Source organism: Streptomyces zaomyceticus (assembly GCF_014656215.1).
In the GTDB taxonomy this organism is placed as follows: Bacteria; Actinomycetota; Actinomycetes; order Streptomycetales; family Streptomycetaceae; genus Streptomyces; species Streptomyces zaomyceticus.
The window spans coordinates 42,438-65,709 of the sequence record NZ_BNBZ01000004.1; the positions used below are offsets into that span (position 1 = coordinate 42,438).

The 23,272-nt window shown below is 72.1% G+C and carries 18 protein-coding genes; 7 read left to right on the top strand and 11 right to left on the bottom strand.

The window, feature by feature from the left end; genetic code table 11:
- The first annotated feature begins 153 nt into the window (after positions 1-153).
- Both IE311_RS07365 and IE311_RS36580 read left to right on the top strand, forming a co-directional pair.
- Positions 154-1,179 (top strand): ATP-dependent 6-phosphofructokinase, encoded by a 1,026-nt coding sequence (locus IE311_RS07365; protein WP_189830771.1) that lies wholly within the window; start codon positions 154-156, stop codon positions 1,177-1,179.
- Positions 1,180-1,451: 272 nt separating this feature from the next.
- Positions 1,452-2,669, top strand: coding sequence for a hypothetical protein (locus IE311_RS36580; protein WP_229901769.1), 1,218 nt, complete (start codon positions 1,452-1,454; stop codon positions 2,667-2,669).
- Positions 2,670-2,732: 63 nt separating this feature from the next.
- Here IE311_RS36580 and IE311_RS07380 read toward each other — a convergent pair whose 3' ends face one another.
- The 4 genes from IE311_RS07380 to IE311_RS07395 form a co-directional block, all read right to left on the bottom strand.
- Positions 2,733-3,476, bottom strand: a complete 744-nt coding sequence (locus IE311_RS07380) for a tyrosine-protein phosphatase (RefSeq protein ID WP_189830773.1) — start codon at positions 3,474-3,476, stop codon at positions 2,733-2,735.
- Between the two features lie 69 nt (positions 3,477-3,545).
- Positions 3,546-4,154 (bottom strand): helix-turn-helix domain-containing protein, encoded by a 609-nt coding sequence (locus IE311_RS07385; protein WP_229901792.1) that lies wholly within the window; start codon positions 4,152-4,154, stop codon positions 3,546-3,548.
- A 223-nt stretch (positions 4,155-4,377) separates the two neighbouring features.
- A complete protein-coding gene (locus IE311_RS07390) occupies positions 4,378-5,073 on the bottom strand; it encodes a response regulator (protein ID WP_189830775.1) in 696 nt (231 codons plus the stop codon).
- Entirely contained in the window at positions 5,070-6,767 is a 1,698-nt protein-coding gene (locus IE311_RS07395) for a sensor histidine kinase (protein WP_229901770.1), read from the bottom strand. Before IE311_RS07395 ends, IE311_RS07390 begins: the two co-directional genes overlap by 4 nt.
- 128 nt (positions 6,768-6,895) lie before the next feature.
- Here IE311_RS07395 and IE311_RS07400 point away from each other — a divergent pair, with 128 nt between their 5' ends.
- Positions 6,896-8,305, top strand: coding sequence for a cation:dicarboxylate symporter family transporter (locus IE311_RS07400; protein ID WP_189830776.1), 1,410 nt, complete (start codon positions 6,896-6,898; stop codon positions 8,303-8,305).
- Positions 8,306-8,395: 90 nt separating this feature from the next.
- Here the strand turns inward: IE311_RS07400 and IE311_RS07405 are convergent, their stop codons facing one another.
- Together IE311_RS07405 and IE311_RS07410 are read right to left on the bottom strand one after the other, a co-directional pair.
- Positions 8,396-9,280, bottom strand: coding sequence for an aldo/keto reductase (locus tag IE311_RS07405; RefSeq protein WP_189830777.1), 885 nt, complete (start codon positions 9,278-9,280; stop codon positions 8,396-8,398).
- Entirely contained in the window at positions 9,277-10,179 is a 903-nt protein-coding gene (locus tag IE311_RS07410) for an NAD-dependent epimerase/dehydratase family protein (RefSeq protein ID WP_189830778.1), read from the bottom strand. The genes IE311_RS07405 and IE311_RS07410 overlap by 4 nt, the downstream gene beginning before the upstream one ends.
- 64 nt (positions 10,180-10,243) lie before the next feature.
- On the opposite strand from IE311_RS07410, the gene IE311_RS07415 reads away from it, so the two are divergent.
- From IE311_RS07415 to IE311_RS07430, 4 genes are all read left to right on the top strand, one after another.
- A complete protein-coding gene (locus tag IE311_RS07415) occupies positions 10,244-10,768 on the top strand; it encodes an Lrp/AsnC family transcriptional regulator (RefSeq protein WP_189830779.1) in 525 nt (174 codons plus the stop codon).
- A gap of 55 nt (positions 10,769-10,823) precedes the next feature.
- Positions 10,824-11,261, top strand: coding sequence for a MerR family transcriptional regulator (locus tag IE311_RS07420; protein ID WP_189830780.1), 438 nt, complete (start codon positions 10,824-10,826; stop codon positions 11,259-11,261).
- Positions 11,258-11,608, top strand: coding sequence for a thioredoxin family protein (locus tag IE311_RS07425; RefSeq protein ID WP_308439799.1), 351 nt, complete (start codon positions 11,258-11,260; stop codon positions 11,606-11,608). The genes IE311_RS07420 and IE311_RS07425 overlap by 4 nt, the downstream gene beginning before the upstream one ends.
- Before the next feature lie 177 nt (positions 11,609-11,785).
- A complete protein-coding gene (locus IE311_RS07430; RefSeq protein ID WP_189830781.1) occupies positions 11,786-14,029 on the top strand; it encodes a HelD family protein in 2,244 nt (747 codons plus the stop codon).
- Here the strand turns inward: IE311_RS07430 and IE311_RS07435 are convergent.
- The 5 genes from IE311_RS07435 to IE311_RS07455 all read right to left on the bottom strand — a co-directional run bounded on the left by IE311_RS07435 (position 14,004) and on the right by IE311_RS07455 (position 23,201).
- Positions 14,004-14,894 carry a ScbA/BarX family gamma-butyrolactone biosynthesis protein gene (locus IE311_RS07435; protein WP_189830782.1) on the bottom strand — a complete coding sequence of 297 codons (891 nt, stop codon included), beginning with the start codon at positions 14,892-14,894 and terminating at the stop codon, positions 14,004-14,006. The two genes, IE311_RS07430 and IE311_RS07435, sit on opposite strands and share 26 nt — an antisense overlap.
- Positions 14,895-15,075: 181 nt before the next feature.
- Complete coding sequence (gene glgB, locus IE311_RS07440) at positions 15,076-17,376, bottom strand: 1,4-alpha-glucan branching enzyme (protein WP_189830783.1); 2,301 nt, start codon at positions 17,374-17,376, stop codon at positions 15,076-15,078.
- A 564-nt stretch (positions 17,377-17,940) separates the two neighbouring features.
- Complete coding sequence (locus IE311_RS07445; protein ID WP_189830784.1) at positions 17,941-19,290, bottom strand: maltokinase N-terminal cap-like domain-containing protein; 1,350 nt, start codon at positions 19,288-19,290, stop codon at positions 17,941-17,943.
- 234 nt (positions 19,291-19,524) lie between these two features.
- Positions 19,525-21,219 carry a maltose alpha-D-glucosyltransferase gene (treS, locus tag IE311_RS07450; protein WP_189830785.1) on the bottom strand — a complete coding sequence of 565 codons (1,695 nt, stop codon included), beginning with the start codon at positions 21,217-21,219 and terminating at the stop codon, positions 19,525-19,527.
- Entirely contained in the window at positions 21,216-23,201 is a 1,986-nt protein-coding gene (locus IE311_RS07455) for an alpha-1,4-glucan--maltose-1-phosphate maltosyltransferase (protein WP_229901773.1), read from the bottom strand. Before IE311_RS07455 ends, treS begins: the two co-directional genes overlap by 4 nt.
- Positions 23,202-23,272: the final 71 nt, after the last annotated feature.

Genomic DNA, 23,272 nt, shown 5'->3' on the forward strand with positions numbered 1-23,272 from the left:
GCCGGACGTAGGGCCCGGAAACCCGGGACGAAAGGCCTCCGCGAGGGCGTCCGCGGAGACGCGCGGAACGGTCGCGAGCACGCTCCTCCGGCCGAACGTGTGAGAATCGCTCTGGCTCACCACGGAACGCGACCGAGCAGGAGACAGAGCACGATGCGTATCGGAGTTCTCACCGCAGGCGGCGACTGCCCCGGCCTGAACGCAGTGATCCGGTCGGTCGTGCACCGGGCGCTGACCGGCCACAACGACGAAGTCATCGGCTTCGAGGACGGGTTCAAGGGCCTCCTCGACGGCCATTTCCGGCCCCTCGACCTCAACGCGGTCAGCGGCATCCTGGCCCGCGGCGGCACCATCCTCGGCTCCGCCCGCCTGGAGCGGAACCGGCTGGCCGAGGCCGCCGAGTCCGCGCCCGAACTGGCCCGCGAGTACGGCATCGACGTCCTCATCCCGATCGGCGGCGAAGGCACCCTGACCGCCGCCCGGATGCTCTCCGACGCGGGCATGCCCGTCGTCGGCGTCCCGAAGACGATCGACAACGACATCTCGTCCACGGACCGCACCTTCGGCTTCGACACCGCCGTCGGCGTCGCCACCGAGGCGATGGACCGCCTCAAGACCACCGCCGAGTCCCACCAGCGGGTGATGGTCGTCGAGGTGATGGGCCGCCACGCCGGCTGGATCGCCCTGGAGTCCGGCATGGCCGGCGGCGCGCACGGCATCTGCCTCCCCGAGCGGCCCTTCCAGGTCGACGACCTCGTGAAGATGGTCGAGGAGCGCTTCGCCCGCGGCAAGAAGTTCGCCGTCATCTGCGTCGCCGAGGGCGCCCACCCGGCCGAGGGCTCGATGGAGTACGGGAAGGGCGAGATCGACCAGTTCGGTCACGAGCGCTTCCAGGGCATCGGCAACCAGCTCGCCGTCGAGCTGGAGCGGCGCCTCGGCAAGGAGGCCCGCCCGGTCATCCTCGGCCACGTCCAGCGCGGTGGCACCCCGACCGCGTACGACCGGGTGCTCGCCACCCGCTTCGGCTGGCACGCGGTGGAGGCCGCGCACCGCGGGGACTTCGGCAGGATGACGGCGCTGCGGGGCACGGACGTCGAGATGGTGCCGCTCGCGGAGGCCGTGACCCAGCTCAAGACGGTCCCCGCGGACCGCATCCGCGAGGCCGAGTCGGTCTTCTAGCATCCGGGGCCCGCCCTTCGGCCCCCGCCGTCGGGACCTCCGTCCCGACCCGTCCCGGATTCGCTCCGGGACCCGGACCCGCCCGAGTGGACCCGAACCCGCCCGAGTGGCCCCGAACGTCCCCCCGTGGACGGTCGGGGCCACTCCGCCGTGCCCGGCATCACCCCCGGAAATGCCGGGTTCCACTCTTGAGCCGGAGCGCGAGATCAACAAGGCTTGAGGCTTGTCCCGGACATGTCCCAACCCTGTCCGGCGGAGGGGAAGAGGCGCGGATGACACCGGGGCGGCACACTCCCGACCCGCGGGAGGCACGGACTCCCGCCGAGTTCCTCGCGCTGCTCCAGGCGCTCAAGGACCGGTCAGGACTGACCTACCGCGAGCTCTCGGCGCTGGCCGAGACCCGCGGGGAGGTCCTGCCCCGCTCGACCGTGGCGAACATGCTGGCCCGCGCCACCCTGCCGCGCGAGGAGCTGCTGACCGTCTTCGTCCGCGCGTGCGGGGTCGCGCCGGGCGAGCTGGCGGGGTGGCTGGAGGTACGGAGGGAGCTCGCGGGACGGGGGCCGTACGCGCCGGCCGACCCGGGGGACGGGGATGCGGCGCGCGCGGATCCGGCGGAGGGGGACGCGGCGGACGAGGATCCGGCGGAGGCGGGTGCGGCGAGGCCGGATCCGGCCGGTGCGGATCGGGCGGGCGCGGACCCGTCGGACGAGCGCCCGGCGGCGGCCGAGCCCTCCGACGCGTCCGGTACGAGCGGGGCCGCGGGCCCGGGGCTCTCCTGGCCCGTCGCCCCCGCCGCGCCGTCGGGCGGTCCGTCGCGCCCCCGGTCGGAGACCTCGTCCCGGATACGGCGTGCGGCCGTCGCGGCCGTCGCGGTGACCGGGCTCGTCCTCGCCGGGTTCAGCGTCGTCGCCCTCCTGCGGGACGGCCGCACCGGACCCGCCGGACAGTCGCACCGCACCCCCGCTCCCGCGACCACAGCCCCCGCGACCTCCGGCACCGCACCCACCGCCACCGCCCCCGCCGCCGGGGACGTCCGCATCCGGGTGATGGGCGCGGACCTCTGTCTCGCCGAGCGGCGCGGCACCCGTACCGGACAGATCCATCAGGTGCCGTGCGCCGAGGCGGTCGTCCCGCTGTACTCCCTCGCGGCGGTGGGCGCGGGCCGGTGGCGGATCGTCTCCGACCATCCCGACTTCGGTCCCGGGTGCTCCGGCATACCCTCCGGCGGCCGGATACCCGACGCCGCGTACGAGGACTCCGAGTGCGGGGACAACAGCCGGATCGAGACCTTCGCCCTGGAGCCGTACGGCCCCGGAGGCCCTGTCCGGGGCTACCGGATCGTGCCGGTCGGCTCGGGCACGCCCGGCAGTTGCGTCACCGTCGTCGGCGACCGCGAGGCCGCCTGGGCACGGCTCGCCCAGGCGCCCTGCGTGCCGGACGCGGCCGGCCAGCTCTTCTCGTTCGACCGGCGCGGCCCGGCATCGCCCTAGGTGCTGTCGTGGAACTCCCGTCGTCGCCCGAAGGGGGGGCAGACGGGAGTTCGACGACAGGGCCTAGCGGGAGGTGTCGACCAGCCGGGTCCTGAGCGTCGTCACCACCGACGGGTCGAGTCCGACGTGGCCGGTGACGTACGCGTCCACGGAGCCGTACCGGGCGCGCAGGTCCGCGAGGAAGAGCCGGATGACGTCGGCGGGCGCCCGGCCGTAGCCCGGCCAGCGCAGTTCACGGCCCGGGTGCGAGGCCCGCCAGTCGGCGACCAGCCGCTCCGTGGCCAGCTCGGTGAGCGAGAAGTCCGCGAGGATCTCCTCGTCGGGGACGCCGACGAGGGCGAGGACGACGGCGGCGAGCAGTCCCGTACGGTCCTTCCCGGACGCGCAGTGGAAGACGAGCGGTCCTTCGGCGGCGGCGATGACCTCCAGGGCCGTACGGAGTTCCACGGCTCCGTCCTCCGCGACCTCGGCGAACCGGTCGGCGAGATGGCGCCAGGGGTCGAGGTCGGGGTCGATCTCCGCCTGGTCGTAGGGGCGGTGCTCGATGGAGAGGTTGTGCCAGGAGATGCCCTCGGTCTCCGGCAGGCGGCCCTTGGCGGCGATCTCCCACGGGTAGCGCAGATCGATCACCGTGGCCACGTTCAGCGCGCGGAAGGCCTCCCGGTCGGCGGGGCCGGCGTCCGCGAGCTTGGCGAGGGAGTCGGAGCGGTAGAGGGTCTCCCACCGCACGGTTCCTCCGTCGGCGGTCCGGTAGCCGCCCAGATCACGGAAGTTGTGGAGTCGCTCGAAGGTTATGTGTCGTCTCACGGCGCCAACCTACGGCGCCGGTCCGTGATGATCCAGAAGCGCCGCGGGGCTGCCCGGAAGGGGCACCCCCTAGGCGCCGACCGCCGCCCAGAAGTGACCGGTGATCTCGTCGAGGTACGCGCGCCCCTCGTCGCCGGTCGAGGCCGAGGCGCCCCAGCTGCTGGTCGCCGCCATCCGGGCGTGATAGTCGCTGTGCAGCCGCTGCAGGGCGAACTCCAGCGTCTGCCGGGGCAGCGGCACCATCTTCACCGCCGGTTTCACATACGCCTGCCAGCGGGTGGTGGCCGCGTCGCGGAGCAGTTCGGCGAGCCGCTCGTCGCCTCCGGTGGCGGTGATCAGGGCGCGGGGGCCGAGGCCGAGGACTTCCGCGAGGGTCGCCGTCTGGCGTTCGGTGCCGCGCCAGCGGCCCTCGTCCTCCATCTTCTGGTACGCGTGGGCCGCGACACCGACGCGCCGGGCCAGTTCCTCGGGGGCGAGTCCGCGCGCCATCCGGTGCTCGCGGAGGGTGGTGGCGGCGGCGATCAGCTCGGCGGGGGAGCACCACAGGACGCCCGCGAGGGCGGTGAGCTCCTGTTCGCCGGGGACGGCCCGGCCGCGTTCCCAGGCGACGACGGTGTCGGGGGTGACCTGGAGGCCGTACTGCGCGCGCAGGCCGTACGCGACGTGTCCCGGGGCCATGCCGAGACCCTCACGGAGGCGGCGCGCGGCCAGGGCGTTGAAGGGTGGGGAGGGTTGGTGCACCCGCGTCACGGTAGGTGCGCAGGGTAACGGCTGGCTACGGTGTGTTCCCCCAAGGCCATGAGTTCGTAGGAACGTGGGAACCGGTCGGTAACCGGGCGTGGTCACCTTGGAAACGATCAGTGACCGAGGCTCTGACCTCAGAAAACGACCAGGACGGCGATCAGTGGCCGCGGGTCGGGCCGTCGAGCCAGCGGTACTGGAGCTCGGGCCGCCCGATCTGACCGTACTGCGGGGCGCGCACGGCCCGGCCCTCGGTCACCAGGTGTTCCAGATAGCGGCGGGCGGTGATCCGGGAGATCCCGACCACCGTGCCCGCCTCCGCGGCGGTCAGCCCGGCGGGTGTGGACCGGAGGGTCCTGGTCACCGCCTCCAGGGTGGGCGCGCTCAGGCCCTTGGGGAGGGTGGCGGGGTGCGGGGCGCGGAGAGTGGCGAGCGCGCGGTCGACCTCGTCCTGCCCGGAGGCCTCCCCGGCGCTCGCCCGGAACTCGGCGTACCGGGCGAGCCGGTCCCGGAGGGTCGCGAAGGCGAAGGGCTTCAGGACGTACTGGACGACGCCGAGGGAGACGCCCTCGCGGACGATCGCCAGGTCGCGGGCGGAGGTCACGGCGATGACGTCGGCGGAGTGCCCGGCGGCGCGCAGGGCGCGCAGCAGCTGGAGGCCGTGGCCGTCGGGCAGATAGAGGTCCAGCAGGATCAGGTCGACGGGCGTCCGGTCGAGCACCCGTACGGCGGCGGCCCGCGAGTGGGCGACCCCGACGACGGTGAAGCCCTCGACCCGCCCCGCGTAGAGGGCGTGGGCGTCGGCGGCGACGGGGTCGTCCTCGACGACGAGGACCCGGAGGGGCTGCGCACTCACGCGGACACCTCCGAGGAGGAAGAGGGAGAGCGGAGGGGAGAGGCGGAGGGGGTGGTGGCGGAGAAGGAGGCGGGGTCGGGGTCGGCGGCCACCGGCGTCGCCGTCCGCGCCGGCAGCGGAAGTCGTACGGTGAACTCCGCGCCGCCCTCGTCCGCGTCCGTGAGATCGAGCGTGCCCGAGGCGCGTGAGACCGCCTGGCCGACCAGCGCCAGACCGAGGCCGCGGCCGGGTCCCCGGGTGGTCCAGCCCCGGCCCAGGACCACGTCCCGGTCGGCCGGGCGGACGCCGGGGCCGCTGTCGCCGACCCGCAGCAGCAGCTCGCCGTCACCGCTGCGGGCCGCGACCGTGACCGTCACGCGCGCCTGAGGGGTGCCGCTCACCGCCTCGACCGCGTTGTCGACGAGGTTGCCGAGGATCGTCACCAGGTCCCGGGACGGCAGGGTCGCCGGGACCAGTCCGTCGTCGATCCGGCTGTCCTCGGTGAGGACCAGCTCCACGCCCCGCTCGTTGGCCTGGGCCGCCTTGCCGAGGAGCAGCGCCGCGAGCACCGGCTCGCCGACGGCGTCCACGACCCGGTCGGTGAGGGCCTGGGCGAGTTCCAGTTCCGCCGTCGCGAACTCCACCGCCTCGGTCACCCGGCCCAGTTCGATGAGCGAGACGACGGTGTGCAGCCGGTTGGCCGCCTCGTGGGCCTGTGAGCGGAGTGCCTCGGTGAATCCCCGTTCGGAGTCCAATTCACCGGAAAGTGCCTGGAGTTCGGTCCGGTCCCGGAGGGTGGCGACGGTTCCGCGCCGCTCCCCGCCCACCACCGGGCGGGTGTTGACCACCAGGACCCGGTCAGCCGTCAGATGCGTCTCGTCCACGCGCGGCTCGGAGGACAGCAGGGCGCCCGTGAGCGTCGCGGGGAGGCCGAGTTCCGCCGCCGGCCTGCCCACCACCCCCTCGTCCAGGCCGAGCAGCTCCCGTGCCCCGTCGTTGATGAGGGCGATCCGGCGCCGCCCGTCGAGCATCACGAGCCCTTCGCGGACCGCGTGCAGCGCGGCCTCGTGGTAGTCGTGCATACGGCTCAGCTGGGTCGCGTTCATGCCGTGGGTGTGGCGGCGCAGCCGTGCGTTGACCACGTACGTGCCGGCACCGCCGAGGGCGAGTGCCGCGCCCGCCATGCCGAGCAGGGCGGTGACCTGCTCCCGTACCTGCTCGCTGATCCTGTCGATGGTGATGCCCGCGCTGACCAGGGCGACGACCCGCCCGCCGTCGAAGACGGGCGCCACGGTGCGCACGGAGGGGCCGAGCACCCCGAGGTGGGTCTCGGAGTAGGTCCGGCCCGCCGCGGCCTGCTCGATGTGGCCGAGGTACGTCCGGCCGATCTGCTCGGGCTCGGGGTGGGTCCAGCGGGTGCCGTCCGGGGCCATGATCACCACGAAGGCGACGTCCGCGTGGCGGCGCAGCGACTCGGCGTACGGCTGGAGCGCCGCCGTCGGGTCGGCCGAGCGGGCCGCGGCGACCACGGACGGGGAGTCGGCGACGGCCGCGGCGGTCGAGGTGGCCTGGCGCCGCGCGGTCTCCTCGGCTTGCGCCAGGTCCGTGACGTACGCGAAGACCGCGCACCCCGCCACGACGACGGCCACGAGCACGACCTGCATGGCGAAGAGCTGGCCGGCCAGGCTGCGGGGGTGGGGGAGGCGGAGACGCATGCGGGTAAGTGTGCACGGCGGAATTTGCGCGGAGGCATTGCGTTCCCGAATCGTTCCCTTCGCTCCCGCCCCGCCGTCGTTTCGGTCGTGAACGAAACGTACGCAACCGTGACCCCGGTCACAGGCTGATGGATAGTCGCGGAGTCCACCGGGACGTGGACACCCATCAGCACGAGGAGGACCCCGTGGCCGCACGACGGGACCGTACCCACTATCTGTATCTGGCAGTCATCGGAGCCGTACTGCTCGGCATCGCGGTCGGCTTCCTGGCCCCCGGCGTCGCCGTCGAGCTCAAGCCGCTGGGCACCGGCTTCGTCAATCTGATCAAGATGATGATCTCGCCGATCATCTTCTGCACGATCGTGCTCGGCGTCGGATCGGTCCGGAAGGCCGCCAAGGTCGGCGCGGTCGGCGGTCTCGCCCTCGGCTACTTCATGGTCATGTCGACCGTCGCACTCGCGATCGGCCTGGTCGTCGGCAACCTCCTGGAGCCCGGCTCCGGGCTCCATCTCACCAAGGAGCTCGCCGAGGCGGGCGCCAAGCAGGCCGAGGGGGCGAGCGAGTCCACGCCGGACTTCCTGCTCGGGATCATCCCCAAGACCCTCGTCTCCGCCTTCACCGAGGGCGAAGTCCTCCAGACGCTCCTCGTCGCCCTGCTCGCCGGTTTCGCGCTCCAGGCCATGGGCGCCGCGGGCGAACCGGTCCTGCGTGGCATCGGGCACATCCAGCGCCTCGTCTTCCGCATTCTCGGCATGATCATGTGGGCGGCCCCCGTCGGCGCGTTCGGAGCGATCGCGGCCGTCGTCGGCGCGACCGGCGTCGACGCGCTCAAGTCCCTCGCCGTCATCATGATCGGCTTCTATCTGACCTGCGGACTCTTCGTCTTCGTCGTCCTCGGGGCGCTCCTCAGGCTGGTCGCCGGGATCAACATCTGGTCCCTGCTCAGGTACCTGGGCCGCGAGTTCCTGCTGATCCTCTCCACCTCCTCCTCGGAGTCGGCGCTGCCCCGTCTCATCGCGAAGATGGAGCACCTCGGCGTCAGCAAGCCGGTCGTCGGCATCACCGTGCCGACCGGCTACTCCTTCAACCTCGACGGCACCGCGATCTACCTCACGATGGCGTCGCTCTTCGTCGCCGAGGCGATGGGCGACCCGCTGTCGGTCGGTGAGCAGATCTCGCTCCTCGTCTTCATGATCATCGCCTCGAAGGGTGCCGCGGGCGTCACCGGCGCCGGTCTCGCCACCCTCGCGGGCGGCCTCCAGTCGCACCGGCCCGAGCTGGTCGACGGAGTGGGCCTGATCGTCGGCATCGACCGCTTCATGAGTGAGGCCCGCGCCCTCACCAACTTCGCGGGCAACGCCGTCGCCACCGTCCTCGTCGGCACCTGGACGAAGGAGATCGACCGGGCCCGGGTCTCCGAGGTCCTCGCCGGCCGGGTCCCCTTCGACGAGAAGACCCTCATCGACGACCACGCCCCGGCCCCGGTCCCGGACCAGCGGGCCGAGGAGGGCGAGGAGAAGGCGCGCGCGGGCGTCTGAAGTCCGGGTCCCGGGCCTTGAGCCGGATCCGGGCCCCGGGAGAGGGGCGGCCCCCGCCGGGGCCGCCCCTCTTCGTCCGCCGCGCGTCCCTCAGGGGCCGTCCAGTTCCGCCAGCTCCTCACGGGTGAGCGGCAGCCCGGTCGCGGCGGCCGAGTCCCGTACGGACTCCGGCCGGCTCGCACCCGGGATCGGCAGGACGGTCTCCGTACGGGCGAGCAGCCAGGCCAGCGCCACTCGCTGAGGGCTGACGCCGTGGGCCCGGGCCACCCGGTGGAAGGCCCCGAACGCCGGGTCCTCCTCCTGGGCGGACGTGCCGTCGAGGGAGCTGCGCGAGATCCCGCCCAGCGGGCTCCACGGCAGGAAGGCCAGGCCGAGCTCCGCGCAGAGCCGCAGCTCCGCCTCGCTCGTGCGCACCGCCGGTGAGTAGCGGTTCTGTACGGAGACCAGCCGGTCGCCCAGGATCTCGCGGGCGAGCAGGATCTGCGCCGTGTCGACGTTGGAGATCCCGGCGAGCCGGACCGTCCCCGCGTCCAGCAGCTCCCTCAGCGCGCCGAGGGATTCGGCGTACGGGACGGCGGGGTCCGGCTTGTGCAGCTGGTAGAGGCCGATCGGCGCGGAGCCGAGCCGTCGCGCCGAGGCCTCCGCGGCCCGCCGCAGATGCCCGGGCCGGCCGTCCACGGTCCAGCCGCCGTCGGGCGCCCGGCCCCGCCCGCCCTTCGTCGCCACGAGGACGTCGTCCACCCGGCCCCCGTACGAGGCGAGGGCCCGGGCCACGAGCAGTTCGCCCTCGCCGGGCCTGCCGTCCGGCGGGTGATAGGAGTCGGCGGTGTCGAGCAGGGTCACTCCCGCGTCGAGGGCCGCGTGCACGGTGGCCACGGCCCTCGCCTCGTCCGGCCGGCCCTCGACGGAGAGCGGCATCGTGCCGAGCCCGACGGCTCCCACCCGTACGTCCCCCAGCATCCGGAACCGTGTCATTCCCCGCTCCCCCCGACCGTCTCGGCCACCGCCCGCGCGAGCCACTCACCGGAATGCGAGAAGGAATAACCGAGCTCCGTCGCACGGGAGTTGTCCATGGCGTACGAGCGGGCGAAGGAGAACGGCGAGACCTCGCCGACCTCGACCTCCCGGAAGACCGTCCGGCCGCCCACCCGCTTCTCCACCTCCGCGCAGATCTCCGCCGTGGTCAGCGGCCCGTGGGAATGGGCGTTCACGGGGCCGGTGAATTCGGCGTCGACCGCCCAGGCGAGAAAAGCGGCGATCTCCTCGACGTACACATAGGTCGCGGGACGGTTCACCACCGGTACGGCGATCGGCTCGCCCGCCCGGACGCGCCGCGCGTAGTGGTCGAGCCGGCCGGTGAAGTCGTCGGAGCCGCCGAGCACATGGGCCACCCGTACCGACGTCCACGCGAACGGCGGCGCGGCCGCGAAGACCGCCTCGGCCTGCCGCTTCCCCTCCCCGTAGTGCGCCTCGCGGTACACCGGGTCGTCCCAGGCCGGGCCCGTGTCGACGGTCACCGCGGACAGGTCGAGGGCGTCCTCGGCGACCGGCGTGGCCGAGTCCTCGTACTCGTACACCTCCACCGTCGACGTCATGACATAGCGCCGGGCGCGCGTCCCGAACACCCGCCGGGCGATCTCCGCCTGGCGCGGCGTGTAGCAGACCTGGTCCACGACGGCGTCGAAGGAACGGCCCGCGAGAACGGATTCCAGCGCGGATTCGTCGTCGCGGTCGGCGACGAGGTGCTCGATTCCCTCCGGGGTGCCGGAAGAGCCCCGATTGAGAACGGTGATCCGATGCCCGGATTCCCTCAGCAGAGCGATGAGCCGTTTGCCGAAATAGCGATTCCCGCCGATGACCAGAACGTCCTTCATTTCCAACTCCCTTGTCTCACCGGACAAGTGTTACGTTGATCCGTCGCCGTCTGAAGGGGAGAACATGGGAGTCCCGGCCGCCGCACCGAAGGAACCACGGCATACGCGTTCCGTCACCGACGAAACCTCGGCGGCCGCCTTCGACGCCATCGACCGGCAGATCCTGGACCTCCTGCAGACCGACGGCCGCATCAAGCTCAGCGAACTCGGCCGCCGGGTCCGGCTCAGTCCCGCGGCCGTCACCGAGCGCGTCCGCCGCCTGGAGACGGGCGGGGCGGTCACCGGCTACGGCGCCCATGTCTCCCCGGCCCGGCTCGGCTACGGCATCCAGGCCTTCATCAGGGTGAACCCGCACGGCGGCTACACCCTGAAGCACCCGCGGACCCTGGAACTGACCGCCCGCCCCGAGGTGATCGAGGTGCACCACGTGGTCGGCGAGGACTGCTGGATCCTCAAGGTCGCCGTCACCGACACCATCCACCTGGAAGAGGTCCTGGAGCAGACCTCGGCGCTCGGCCGGACCACGACCTCGATCGTGCTCTCCTCCCCGGTCGGGCGGAAACCCCTGCTGCCGCCCGGCCGCGCCTGACGTCCTGCCCCGACCTCTTGCCCTGACGTCGGCGTCAAGGCCTACGGTCGGGGACATGCGCATCGGAGAGCTGGCCGAGCGGGCCGGAACCACCACGCGGACTCTGCGGTACTACGAGTCCAGGGGGCTTCTCACCGCCCGGCGTACGGAGCAGGGGCACCGCACGTACGACGAGAACGACCTGCGGCTCCTCCAGCAGATCAGGACCTTGCAGGACTTCGGGTTCGAGCTGGAGGAGACACGGCCGTTCGTCGACTGCCTGCGCGCGGGTCACCCGGCGGGGGACGCCTGTCCCGCCTCGATCGCCGTCTACCGGCGGAAGGTCGCGGAGCTGGACGGGCTCATCGAGCAGCTTCGGGCGGTGCGCGCCGAGGTGGGCGCCCAGCTGTTGCGGGCCGAGGCGGAACTTCCGCTCGGCCCGGAGCCCCGGTGCGAGCTCGGCACGGAGTGGGACACGGAAACAGCGGAGACGACGGAGGGACGACGGGGATGAGGACGTACGCGGAGGGTGTGGCCCGGGTCACGGACGCGGACTTCGGTGCGGAGGTGCTGGACTCCGCTCTGCCGGTCCTGGTGAAGTTCACGGCGGAGTGGTGCGGGCCGTGCCGGCAGCTGAACCCGGTGCTCGGCGCGATCGCCGCGGAGGAGGCGGAGCGCCTCCGGATCGTCGAGATCGACGTGGACCGGAACCCGGGGACGACCCTGCGGTACGGGGTGCTCGCGACGCCCACGCTCATGGTGTTCCGGGCGGGCGAGCCGGTGAAGTCCCTGGTGGGCGCCCGCCCGAAGCGCCGCCTCCTGGCGGAGCTCGAGGACGTGCTCGGCCGGGCCGTCTCCTAGGGCTGCCGCACCGGACGGCCCCAGGGACGCCCGGTACTTCCGCAGGGCATACGGAAATACCCCGACTACAATTGACAGTCGGGGTATTTCTTCGCGTATATTAATGGATTCCGTGTCCGGAAACGCCACGGACGCAGAGAAGTTCAATAAACGCACTGTATCGCGCCGGGAGTCGAATTGTCAACCGAGGAATTTCGGAAAGAGCAGCAATTCATCACCGATCTCTACACACGACTCGACGACCTGAGGGACCAGGCGGAGGCCGCCGTCGAGCGGGCCCTGCGCACCCCCGGGGTCGGCGGCAACCAGGGGCGGCTCGAACGCGACGTGCTGGTCGCCGAGCAGTCCGGACTGCTCGCCGCGTTCAACGCGGGCGAGAGCGGGCTCTGTTTCGGGCGCCTCGTCTTCAAGGACGGGCGCGACCACCACATCGGCCGGCTCGGCATCCGCGAGGACGACCCGAACCGCACCCCGCTCGTGGTCGACTGGCGCGCCGAGATCGCCCGACCCTTCTACCTCGCCACCGGGTACGAGCCGATGGGGCTCTCCCGCCGACGGCACATCAGCACCCTCGGCCGCACCGTGACCGCGCTCCACGACGAGGTGCTCGACCTCGCCGACGCCACCCGCACCGGGCACGAGAGCCGTGACGCCGACGAGGTGCTCCTCGCCGCGCTCGACGCCGCCCGCACCGGCCGGATGCACGACATCGTGCAGACCATCCAGGCCGAACAGGACGCGATCATCCGCTCCCCGCACCGCGGGGTCCTCGTCGTCGAGGGCGGACCCGGCACCGGAAAGACGGCGGTCGCCCTCCACCGGGCCGCCTACCTCCTCTACGCCCACCGCGAGCAACTCGCCAAGCGGGCCGTCCTCATCGTCGGACCCAACCCGGCGTTCCTCGGCTACATCGGCAACGTGCTGCCCTCCCTCGGCGAGACCGGAGTCCTCCTCGCCACCCCCGCCGAACTGTTCCCCGGCGTCCGCGCCACCGGCACCGACACCCCCCGCGCCGCCGCCGTCAAGGGCTCCGCCGCCATGGCCGGGGCGCTCGCCGCCGCCGTACGCGACCGGCAACAGGTCCCCGAACGCGGCGAACCGCTGATCGTCCCGCACGACGACGGCGACCTGGTCATCGACTGGGACATGGCGCTGGAGGCCCGCCACAAGGCCCGCGAGACCGCACTCCCGCACAACCTGGCCCGCCCCTACTTCGTCTTCCGGATCCTGGACGCGCTCGCCGAACAGCTCGCCGACCGGATCGGCGCCGACCCCTACGGCGGCCCCAACTTCCTCGGCCCCGACGACATCGCCCTGCTCGCCAAGGGCATCGCCGCCAACCCCGAGGTGTACACGGCGATCGGCACGCTCTGGCCCGCGCTCACCCCGCAGGACCTCCTCGCCGACTACCTGGCCGAGCCCACCCACCTCGCCGACGCGGACGCCGCCGAGATCCGGCGCTCCGGCGGCCCCTGGACCCCCGCCGACGTACCGCTCCTCGACGAGGCCGCCGAACTCCTCGGCGAGGACGACTCGGCCGCCCGCGCCGCCGAGGAGGCCGAACGGCAGAAGCAGATCCAGTACGCGCAGGGCGTCCTCGACGTCTCCTACGCCTCCCGCACCTACGAGTTCGAGGACAAGGAGGAGCAGGACAAGGACGCCTCCGAGGTCCTCTCCGCCCACGACATCATCGACGCCGAACGGTTCGCCGAGCGCCACGAGGAGGCCGACCACCGCACCGCCGCCGAGCGCGCGGCGGCCGACCGGACCTGGGCCTTCGGGCACATCATCGTGGACGAGGCGCAGGAGCTCTCCGCGATGGCCTGGCGGCTCCTCATGCGCCGCAGCCCCAACCGCTCCATGACCCTGGTCGGCGACCCCGCCCAGACCGGCGACCCGGCGGGCGTCGGTGCCTGGGAAGGGATCCTCGCCCCGTACGTGGAGGGCCGCTGGGAGCTGGTGCGGCTCGGCGTCAACTACCGGACGCCCGCCGAGATCATGGCGGTCGCGGCCGAGGTGCGACGGGTCGACGACCCGGGGTTCGAGCCGCCGAGCTCGGTGCGGTCCACCGGCGTGGAGCCCTGGGACCGGACGGTCGACGATCCGGTGAAGGAGACCGCGGACGCGGTGGCGACCGAGCTCCGCGACGAGGGCAGGATCGCCGTGATCGCCCCGCCGGAACTGCATCCGGACCTGCTCGCCGCCCTGCCGGAGGCCGCCCACGGCCCGGCCCCCGACCTCTCCCGGCCGGTGGTCCTGCTCGACCCGCGCCAGGCGAAGGGGCTGGAGTTCGACACGGTCCTGGTGGTCGACCCGGAGGGCATCGTCGCCGGTGCCGCGCACGGGACGAACGACCTCTACGTGGCGCTGACCCGGGCGACCCAGCGGCTCGGGATCATCCGCTCCGCAGCCCGCACGTGAAGAGCCGCTCGCCGTCCTGGTGACCGACGACCTCGAACGCCCCCGCCGTGCTCCCGGGTGTCGCCCGGAGCAGGCAGGGGCCGCCGTCGAACTCGGCGTACCGGTCGAAGACGACCCACAGGGCGGCCGGCAGATAGGGCCGGGGCCAGACGGCGGCGGAGGCGGCCTGCCGGGCGGCCTCCAGGAAGAGCATCCCCGGTATGTGGTCGTTGGGCCGCTGGAAGAGGGTGGGGTGACCGGTGTCGACGACCAGTTCCCACACCCCCTCCCGGCCGCTCGGGGCGAGCAGGACGTCGTCGGCCCTGTCCCGCCCGGTGAGCGGCGCCGGGGCCCGGCGGATCCAGGGGGCCGGGCGGACCGCACCGGCCTCGACGTGCCCGCGGCGGAGTCTGCGGTAGGCGGCGGGTCCGGCGAACCGGGCGCGGGCGGCGCCGGTCGCGACCACCCGCGCCACCCGGCGCACGGTCCACTCGACCCGCATGTCGGACAGCTGGCCGCCCCGGGAGAGGAGTTCGGCGAAGCGGACCTCGATGTCCGCCTCCTCGCCGGCCACCGCGAGGCCCGCCGGGTCGCAGGACAGGGAGATCTCGCCCAGCAGGATGTGCCGGTCCAGCGGCAGCCCGTGGGCCGCGTGCAGCAGCGCCATCGTGGACTGCCGCAGCGTCTCGACGACAAGCAGCGGGTCGTGACACAGCTCCTCACCCCGGCGGACCGGGGTGAAGAACGGGTGATCGGTGGGCCAGGCGGCCCGCACCGCGAAGCGGTCCTTCCCGTCGAGCGGTCGCCACTCGACGGGGAAGGTGTCCTCGCTGCGCACCCGATGGCACAGCTGCGGCGACAGGGGCCGCTCCACGGTGTCCTGCATGGTGTCCCCACTCATCTGGACCTGTCGGCCTGATCCGGAGTGCGAAGATAGCCGAACAACGAGCGGGATGCCCGAACGAGTGAACCATCAACTGATCGAGCGTCAATTATCGGACAGGTAGAGTCCTTTACCGGCGGGTAGCGCACGTCCTGTCCCCTCGGGGCGCCGCTCCCCGGGGCGCTCAGGCGGGCCGCAGCCAGACCGTCGCCAGGGGCGGCAGAGTCATCCGGACGCTGGACGTCCGCCCGTGGTGCGGCACCGACTCCGTCTTGACCGGTTCGCGCCCCACCACGTCCCCGCCGCCGTACCGGCCGGCGTCCGTGTTCAGGACCTCCGCCCACGCCACCACCGACTCCGGCACACCGAGCCGGTAGTCGTGCCGTACGACCGGCGAGAAGTTCGACACCGCGAGCAGCGGCGAGCCGAACGCGTCGAAACGGAGGAAGGCGAAGACGTTGTCCTCGGCCGCGTCCCCGACCACCCACTGGAAGCCCTCCGGGGCGGTGTCCCGCTCCCAGAGCGACGGCGTCGCCTGGTAGACCGTGTTCAGGTCCCGGACGAGATCCCGCACCCCCCGGTGGTCCGGCTCCGCCCCGTACGCCGGATCCAGCAGCCACCAGTCGGGCCCGTGATCCGCCGACCACTCCGCGCCCTGGGCGAACTCCTGACCCATGTAGAGCAGCTGCTTGCCGGGATGGGCCCACATGAAGCCCAGATAGGCGCGGTGGTTGGCGCGCTGCTGCCACCAGTCGCCCGGCATCTTCGACACCAGGGCCCGCTTGCCGTGCACCACCTCGTCGTGGGAGATCGGCAGGATGTAGTTCTCGCTGTACGCGTACACCATCGAGAAGGTCATCTCGTGGTGGTGGTACTTGCGGTGCACCGGCTCCTTCTGCACGTACTCCAGCGAGTCGTGCATCCAGCCCATGTTCCACTTCATGCCGAAGCCCAGACCGCCGAAGCCGCCCGGCCCCACCTGGTCCGTCGCGCGCGTCACCCCGTCCCAGGCGGTCGACTCCTCCGCGAAGGTCACGATCCCCGGGCAGCGCCGGTACACCGTCGCGTTCATCTCCTGGAGGAAGGCCACCGCGTCCAGGTTCTCCCGGCCGCCGAACTCGTTGGGGAGCCACTCGCCGTGCTCCCGCGAGTAGTCCAGGTAGAGCATCGAGGCCACCGCGTCCACCCGCAGCCCGTCGATGTGGAACTCCTGGCACCAGTACACGGCGTTCGCCACCAGGAAGTTCCGCACCTCCTTGCGGCCGTAGTCGAACTCCAGGGTCCCCCAGTCGGGGTGGTGCGACCGGCGCGGGTCCTCGTGCTCGTACAGCGGACGCCCGTCGAACTCCGCCAGCGCCCAGTCGTCCTTCGGGAAGTGCGCCGGGACCCAGTCCATCAGGACCCCGATCCCCGCCGCGTGCAGCGCGTCGACCAGGAACTTGAAGTCGTCCGGCGTGCCCATCCGGGCCGTCGGCGCGTAGAACCCCGTCACCTGGTAGCCCCACGAGCCGCCGAAGGGATGCTCGGTGACCGGCATCAGCTCCACATGCGTGAAGCCGAGGTCGCGGACGTACGCGGGCAGCTGCTCGGCCAGCTGGCGGTACGAGAGCCCCGGCCGCCAGGACGGCAGGTGGACCTCGTACACCGAGAGCGGCGCCTCGTGGTGCGGCCGGGCCCCCCGGCGCGCCATCCACTCCTGGTCGTCCCAGGTGTAGTGCGACTCGGTGACGATCGACGCGGTGTTCGGCGGGCACTCGGTACGGCGGGCCATCGGGTCCGCGCGGACGGTGTGCGTCCCGTCCGGCCGCGTGATGTCGTACTTGTACAGCGCGCCCTCGCCGACCCCCGGCACGAACAGCTCCCACACGCCCGTCGAACCCAGGGAGCGCATCGGCAGCCCCGTGCCGTCCCAGTGCGTGAAGTCACCGGTGACCCGCACCCCGCGCGCGTTCGGCGCCCAGACCGCGAAGCGGGTGCCGGACACGCCCCCGTGGGTCATGACCCGGGAGCCGAGCGCCGTCCACAGCTCCTCGTGCCGGCCCTCGCCGATCAGATGCAGATCCAGCTCGCCGAGGGAGGGCAGAAAGCGGTACGGGTCCTGCACGGCGAGCTCGTCGGGCCCGTCGTAGCGGACACTCAGCTCGTACGCCGGGACCTTGCGGAGCAACGGCAGCAGCGCCGAGAACAGCCCGTCGCCGTCGTCCCGGAGCGGGACGCGCCTGCCCTTGCTGACGACGGTGACCTCCTTCGCCCACGGGCGCAGCACCCGGACCACCACACCGCCCCGCACCGGATGAGCTCCGAGCACGCCGTGCGGATCGTGGTGCTCCCCGGCGAGCAGCCGGGCCCGGTCGCCCGGATCGAGCGGGGGCGCCTGCCGCGGTGGCGCGGCGGCCTTGGGGGCCTTCGAAGCCTTGGGGGCCTTGGAGGCCTTCGGGTCCTTCGTGGTGCTGCGGGCCGACTTGCCTGCGGGGCGGGCGGTCACCGGGATGCCTCCTGAGGAGTACGGGGGTACGGGGTACGGGTTTGCGGGGGTACTGCTGCGCAACGGTGGGGCGTGGGGACGGGACACTCGGCCGAACGGGCGGCGGCTGCGGTTCCCGCAGGCGGGACCCCCGAACGCACCCCGCGGACTGAGCCGAACGGGGGCCACCGCGCCCCCGCCCACCCGCGTTGTGGGCATACGTTCCGCAGGGGCGGAACGGGTGGGCACAACGGACGTCGCCCCTGCCGGGCGCTCAGGCTTCCGGGCCTGGACCCGCACCCGTTGTGCGGCGCACTGGTGGTGCGGGTCAAGGCCCAGGGGGCGGACGCGCCGCCAAGGGCGCCGTCCCGTGTGCCCACCCGTCCCGCCCCAGCGGGACGATTGCCCACACGGCGGGTGGGCAACGCCCGGCGGGTGCGCCGGCGCACGTGGGGTGGGCAACGCCCGGCGGGGTGCGGTGCGCGTGGTGTGGGGCGACGTCCGGTGGGCGCGCGGGGTGGGTGACGCCCGGCCGGCTTGTGGGGCGCGGTCGCGTGGGGGCGCGGGCTCGGGTGGGGTGGGGGGTCATCGGGGGGTCGACAGGCGTTCGATGGCGGACATCGGCACCGGCAGCCAGTCGGGCCGGTGCCGCGCCTCGTACACGACCTCGTACACCGCCTTGTCCGTCTCGTAGGCGCGCAGCAGCGCCGGGTCCGTGCGTGGATCCGTCCCGGCCGCCTCCGCGTACCCCGTGCAGTAGGCCGCCCGGCACCGCGCGGCCCAGTCCGCGTTCCAGGGCCGGTGCGTTCGGGCCGCGTAGTCGAAGGAGCGGAGCATGCCGGCGACGTCGCGGACGGTGGGCTGGGGGCTCCGCCGCTCGTCGAGCGGCTTCGCCGGCTCTCCCTCGAAGTCGATGACGGCCCAGCCGCCGTCGGAGCCCCGCAGGGTCTGTCCGAGGTGCAGATCGCCGTGGATGCGCTGGACCGCGCTCCCGCCGTCCGCCCCGCTCGCCGCCGCGAAGACCGCGCGGAGACCGGGGACGTACGGCATGAGCGCCGGGACGGCCTGGGCGGCCGCGTGCAGCCGCCGGTCCATCGCCGCCGCCAGTTGCTCGGTCTCGGACCGCTGCAGCCTCCGGGTCGGCAGCGCCTCCGCGAGGGCCAGGTGGACCTCGGCCGTGGCCCGACCCAGTGCCCGCGCCTCGGCGGTGAACTCCCGTCCGTCGGCGAGTGCGTCGAGGGCGAGCCGCCATCCGTCACGGGAGTTCCGCAGATAGGGCTGGAGGACGCCGAGGGTGGAGGCTCCGGACTCGAACCAGGCGACCGGGGCGGGGACCCGGGCGCAGCCGGCCCCCGCGAGGGCGAGGGGCAGCTCCAGGTCGGGGTTGGCGCCCGGGCTGACCCGTCTGAAGATCTTCAGGATGAACGAATCTCCATAGACCAGGGAGGAGTTGGACTGCTCGGCGTCGAGCATGCGGGGGGCCAGTGCGGGCGGCAGCGCCGTCGTGGCGTGGAAGCGCAGGGGGCCGGTCCGGCCCGGGGTGCGCAGCCGCTCGTAGAGGAGGCCGGCGAGCCGCGGGTCGCGCAGCCCTTCGTACACGGCACGTCCGGCGAGCGGCCCCTGCCGGATCCGCCCGATCAGGGCGGGGGCGAGGCGGGGCGGGAGCTGGGTCCTCACGCCCAGGAGCAGTTGGTAGCAGTCGGCGGGTGTCCCGGCCGGGCGTCCCGGCTGTTCGACCCGCACGAGCAGATGGAGGAGACCGGGTCCCGGGCCGTCCAGGGGCAGCAGCTCGGTGGCCGCTTCCAGAGTGAATCCCGTGACCCGGCGGCCCTTGCCCGCGAACCAGCGCTGCCGGGGCAGCCATTCGTGGAGCAGGGGGGTGAGGGACGGGAGGAGGGCGTCCGGGGCCCGGGTGGTGGATGCGGTCTCCGGCATGGCATCGCGTCCTTTCCCCGGGGCGCGCAGTTGGCTGTCGTATACGTTCAAATGCGCAGAGTGTCCCGGATGGCGGCAGGGGCTGTCCGGATGTGCGGGACGTGTCGGAGGGGGAAGATCCGTATGGGCCCGGCAAGAAGGCCCGTATGGACCTGAATCGTGTGTGGTTCACAGTGCCCAGAGTGGGACGGGAGGAAACCGTCCCACCCCGGACGAATCCGAACTGACCGTCGGTCAGCCCTTCTTGAGACGGAACCAGTAGAAGCCGTGTCCCGCAAGGGTCAGGAGGTAGGGGAGCTGGCCGATGGCCGGGAATGTCACCCCGCCGATCAGTTCCACCGGGTGGGTCCCGTCGAAGCGGCGCAGGTCGAGCTCGGTCGGCTGCGCGAACCGCGAGAAGTTGTTCACGCAGAGGACCAGATCGTCACCGTCCTCCCTCAGGAAGGCGAGCACCGCCGGGTTGGACGCCGGGAGTTCGGTGTACGTGCCGGTGCCGAAGGCGCGGTTCTGCTTGCGGATCTCGATCATCCGCTTCGTCCAGTGCAGCAGCGAGGACGGCGACGCCATCCCCGCCTCGACATTGGTCACCTGGTAGCCGTGGACCGGGTCCATGATGGTCGGGAGGTAGAGCCGTCCCGGGTCGCAGGAGGAGAAGCCCGCGTTCCGGTCGGGCGTCCACTGCATCGGGGTCCGCACCCCGTCCCGGTCGCCCAGCCAGATGTTGTCGCCCATGCCGATCTCGTCGCCGTAGTACAGCACCGGTGAGCCCGGCAGCGAGAAGAGCAGCGCGGTGAACAGCTCCATCTGGTTGCGGTCGTTGTCGAGGAGCGGGGCGAGACGGCGCCTGATGCCGATGTTGGCCCGCATCCGCGGGTCCTTGGCGTACTCGGCGTACATGTAGTCGCGCTCTTCGTCCGTGACCATCTCGAGGGTGAGCTCGTCGTGGTTGCGCAGGAAGATGCCCCACTGGCAGCCGGAGGGGATCTCCGGGGTCTTCGCCAGGATTTCCGAGACCGGGTGGCGCGACTCGCGCCGGACGGCCATGAAGATCCTCGGCATGACCGGGAAGTGGAAGGCCATGTGGCACTCGTCGCCGCCCGAGCGGAAGTCGCCGAAGTAGTCGACGACGTCCTCCGGCCACTGGTTGGCCTCGGCGAGCAGCACCGTGTCCGGGTAGTGGTCGTCGATCTCCTTGCGGACCCGCTTGAGGAAGGAGTGGGTCCGGGGGAGGTTCTCGCAGTTGGTGCCCTCCTGCTGGTACAGGTACGGCACCGCGTCGAGCCGGAAGCCGTCGATCCCCAGGTCCAGCCAGAACTTCAGCGCGGAGAGGATCTCCTCCTGCACCGCCGGGTTCTCGTAGTTGAGGTCGGGCTGGTGCGAGAAGAACCGGTGCCAGTAGTACTGCTTGCGAACCGGGTCGAAGGTCCAGTTGGAGGACTCGGTGTCGACGAAGATGATCCGGGCGTCGGCGTACTGCTTGTCGTCGTCGGCCCAGACGTAGTAGTCGCCGTACGGCCCCTCCGGGTCGCGCCGCGACTCCTGGAACCACTCGTGCTGGTCGCTCGTGTGGTTCATGACGAAGTCGATGACCACCCGCATGCCGCGCTGGTGGGCCGCGTCGACGAACTCCACGAAGTCGGCCAGGTCGCCGAACTCGGGCAGCACCGAGGTGTAGTCGGCGACGTCGTAGCCGCCGTCCCGTAGCGGGGACTTGAAGAACGGCGGCAGCCAGAGGCAGTCCACGCCCAGCCACTGGAGGTAGTCCAGTTTGGATGTGATGCCCTTCAGGTCGCCGACGCCGTCCCCGTTGCTGTCCTGGAAGGAACGGACGAGGACCTCGTAGAAGACGGCCCGCTTGAACCAGTCGGGATCGCGGTCCTTGGCGGGGGTGTCCTCGAAGGTGTCGGGGACGGGCTCGTTGACAGTCATGAGGTGGGTGACCCTCCGGTCTGCGGGGACGGTCGCAGGACGAGGACGTGCGCGGGTGTGACACCCGGCTCCAGACGCACGTAACTGGCCCTGCCCCAGTGATAGGTCTCGCCGGTGAGCTCGTCGCGCACCGGCACGGTCTCGTGCCAGTCGAGGCCGAGTTCCGGCATGTTCAACGAGAGTGAAGCCTCCTGGGTGTGGTGCGGGTCGAGGTTGACGACCACCAGAACGATGTTCGAACCCGTTCGCTTGCTGTACGCGATCACCTGCGCGTTGTCGGTCTCGTGGAAGGTGATGTTCCGCAGCCTGCGGAGTGCCGGGTGACGGCGCCTGATCCGGTTCAGGGTGGTGATCAGCGGAGTGATCGTGGTCCCCGCCCGCTCCGCCGACTCCCAGTCGCGGGGCCTGAGTTCGTACTTCTCCGAGTCGAGGTACTCCTCGCTGCCGTCCCGCAGCGCGGTGCCCTCGCACAGCTCGTACCCGGCGTACATGCCCCAGGAGGGCGAGAGCGTCGCCGCGAGCACCGCCCGCGCCTCGAACGCGGGCCGGCCGCCCTCCTGCAGATAGGCGTGCAGGATGTCCGGGGTGTTCACGAAGAAGTTCGGCCGCATCTGCGCCGCCGTCTCGCCGGACAGCTCCGTCAGGTACTCCGTGAGCTCCTCCTTGGTGTTCCGCCAGGTGAAGTACGTGTACGACTGCTGGAAGCCGATCGCGCCGAGCGTCCGCATCATCGCCGGCCGCGTGAACGCCTCCGCCAGGAAGATCACGTCCGGGTCGGCCCCGTTGATCTCGCCGATCACCCGCTCCCAGAACACCACCGGCTTGGTGTGCGGGTTGTCGACGCGGAAGATCCGCACCCCGTGGTCCATCCAGTGCCGCAGCACCCGCACGGTCTCCGCGACGATCCCGTCCATATCGGTGTCGAAGGCGATCGGATAGATGTCCTGGTACTTCTTCGGAGGGTTCTCCGCGTACGCGATCGAACCGTCCGGGCGGTGATGGAACCACTCCGGGTGCTTCTCCACCCACGGGTGGTCCGGGGAACACTGGAGCGCGAAGTCCAGCGCGATCTCCAGCCGCAGCTCCCGGGCCTTCGCCACGAAGGCGTCGAAGTCCTCGAAGGTGCCCAGGTCCGGGTGGAGCGCGTCGTGCCCGCCCTCCGGCGAACCGATCGCCCACGGCACCCCCACGTCGTTCGGCGACGCCGACAGGGAGTTGTTGGGACCCTTGCGATGGGTCTCGCCGATCGGGTGCACCGGCGGCAGATAGACCACGTCGAAGCCCATCGCCGCCACCGCCGGAAGCCGTTCGGCGGCGGTCCGGAAGTTCCCGGGGACCGTGCGGCCCTTGACCTTCCGCACGCCCTCCGAGCGCGGGAAGAACTCGTACCAGGAGCCGAACAGGGCCCGCTCCCGCTCCACCTGGAGCGGCAACGCGGGTGACGCGGAGAGGAGTTCGCGCAGCGGGTGACGGTCGAGGGAGTCCACCACCCGGGGGGAGAGCGCCGCCGCGAGGCGGACGGCGGCGGGCCGTGACACATCGCGCAGCGCGTCCGCGGCGGCGAGCACCGCCTCCCGGCCGCCGCCCTTCTTCGGGACGCCCTTCGCGGCCCGCTCGTGCAGCTCGGCGCCCTCGGCGAGGACGAGTTCGGAGTCGATCCCGGCCGGGATCTTGATCTTCGCGGTGTGCCGCCAGGTGGCCACCGGGTCGCTCCACGCCTCGACGGTGTACGTCCAGAGGCCCTCGGCGTCCGGGGTGATCTCGGCCCCCCAGCGGTCGGTGCCCGGCGCCAGTTCGCGCATCGGGGTCCAGGGGCCGGGGCGGCCCGAGGGACCGCGCAGCACGACATTGGCGGCGACCGCGTCGTGGCCCTCGCGGAAGACGGTCGCCGTCACCTCGAAGGATTCTCCGGCCACCGCCTTGGCGGGGCGCCGGCCACAGTCGACCAGCGGGCGTACGTCCAGTACGGGAATGCGTCCCATGAGCGGATTCACAGCATCACCTGACGGTTTACGGGGGTGCGGGTGGTGGTTGTGCGCTCTTTCTAGCTCCG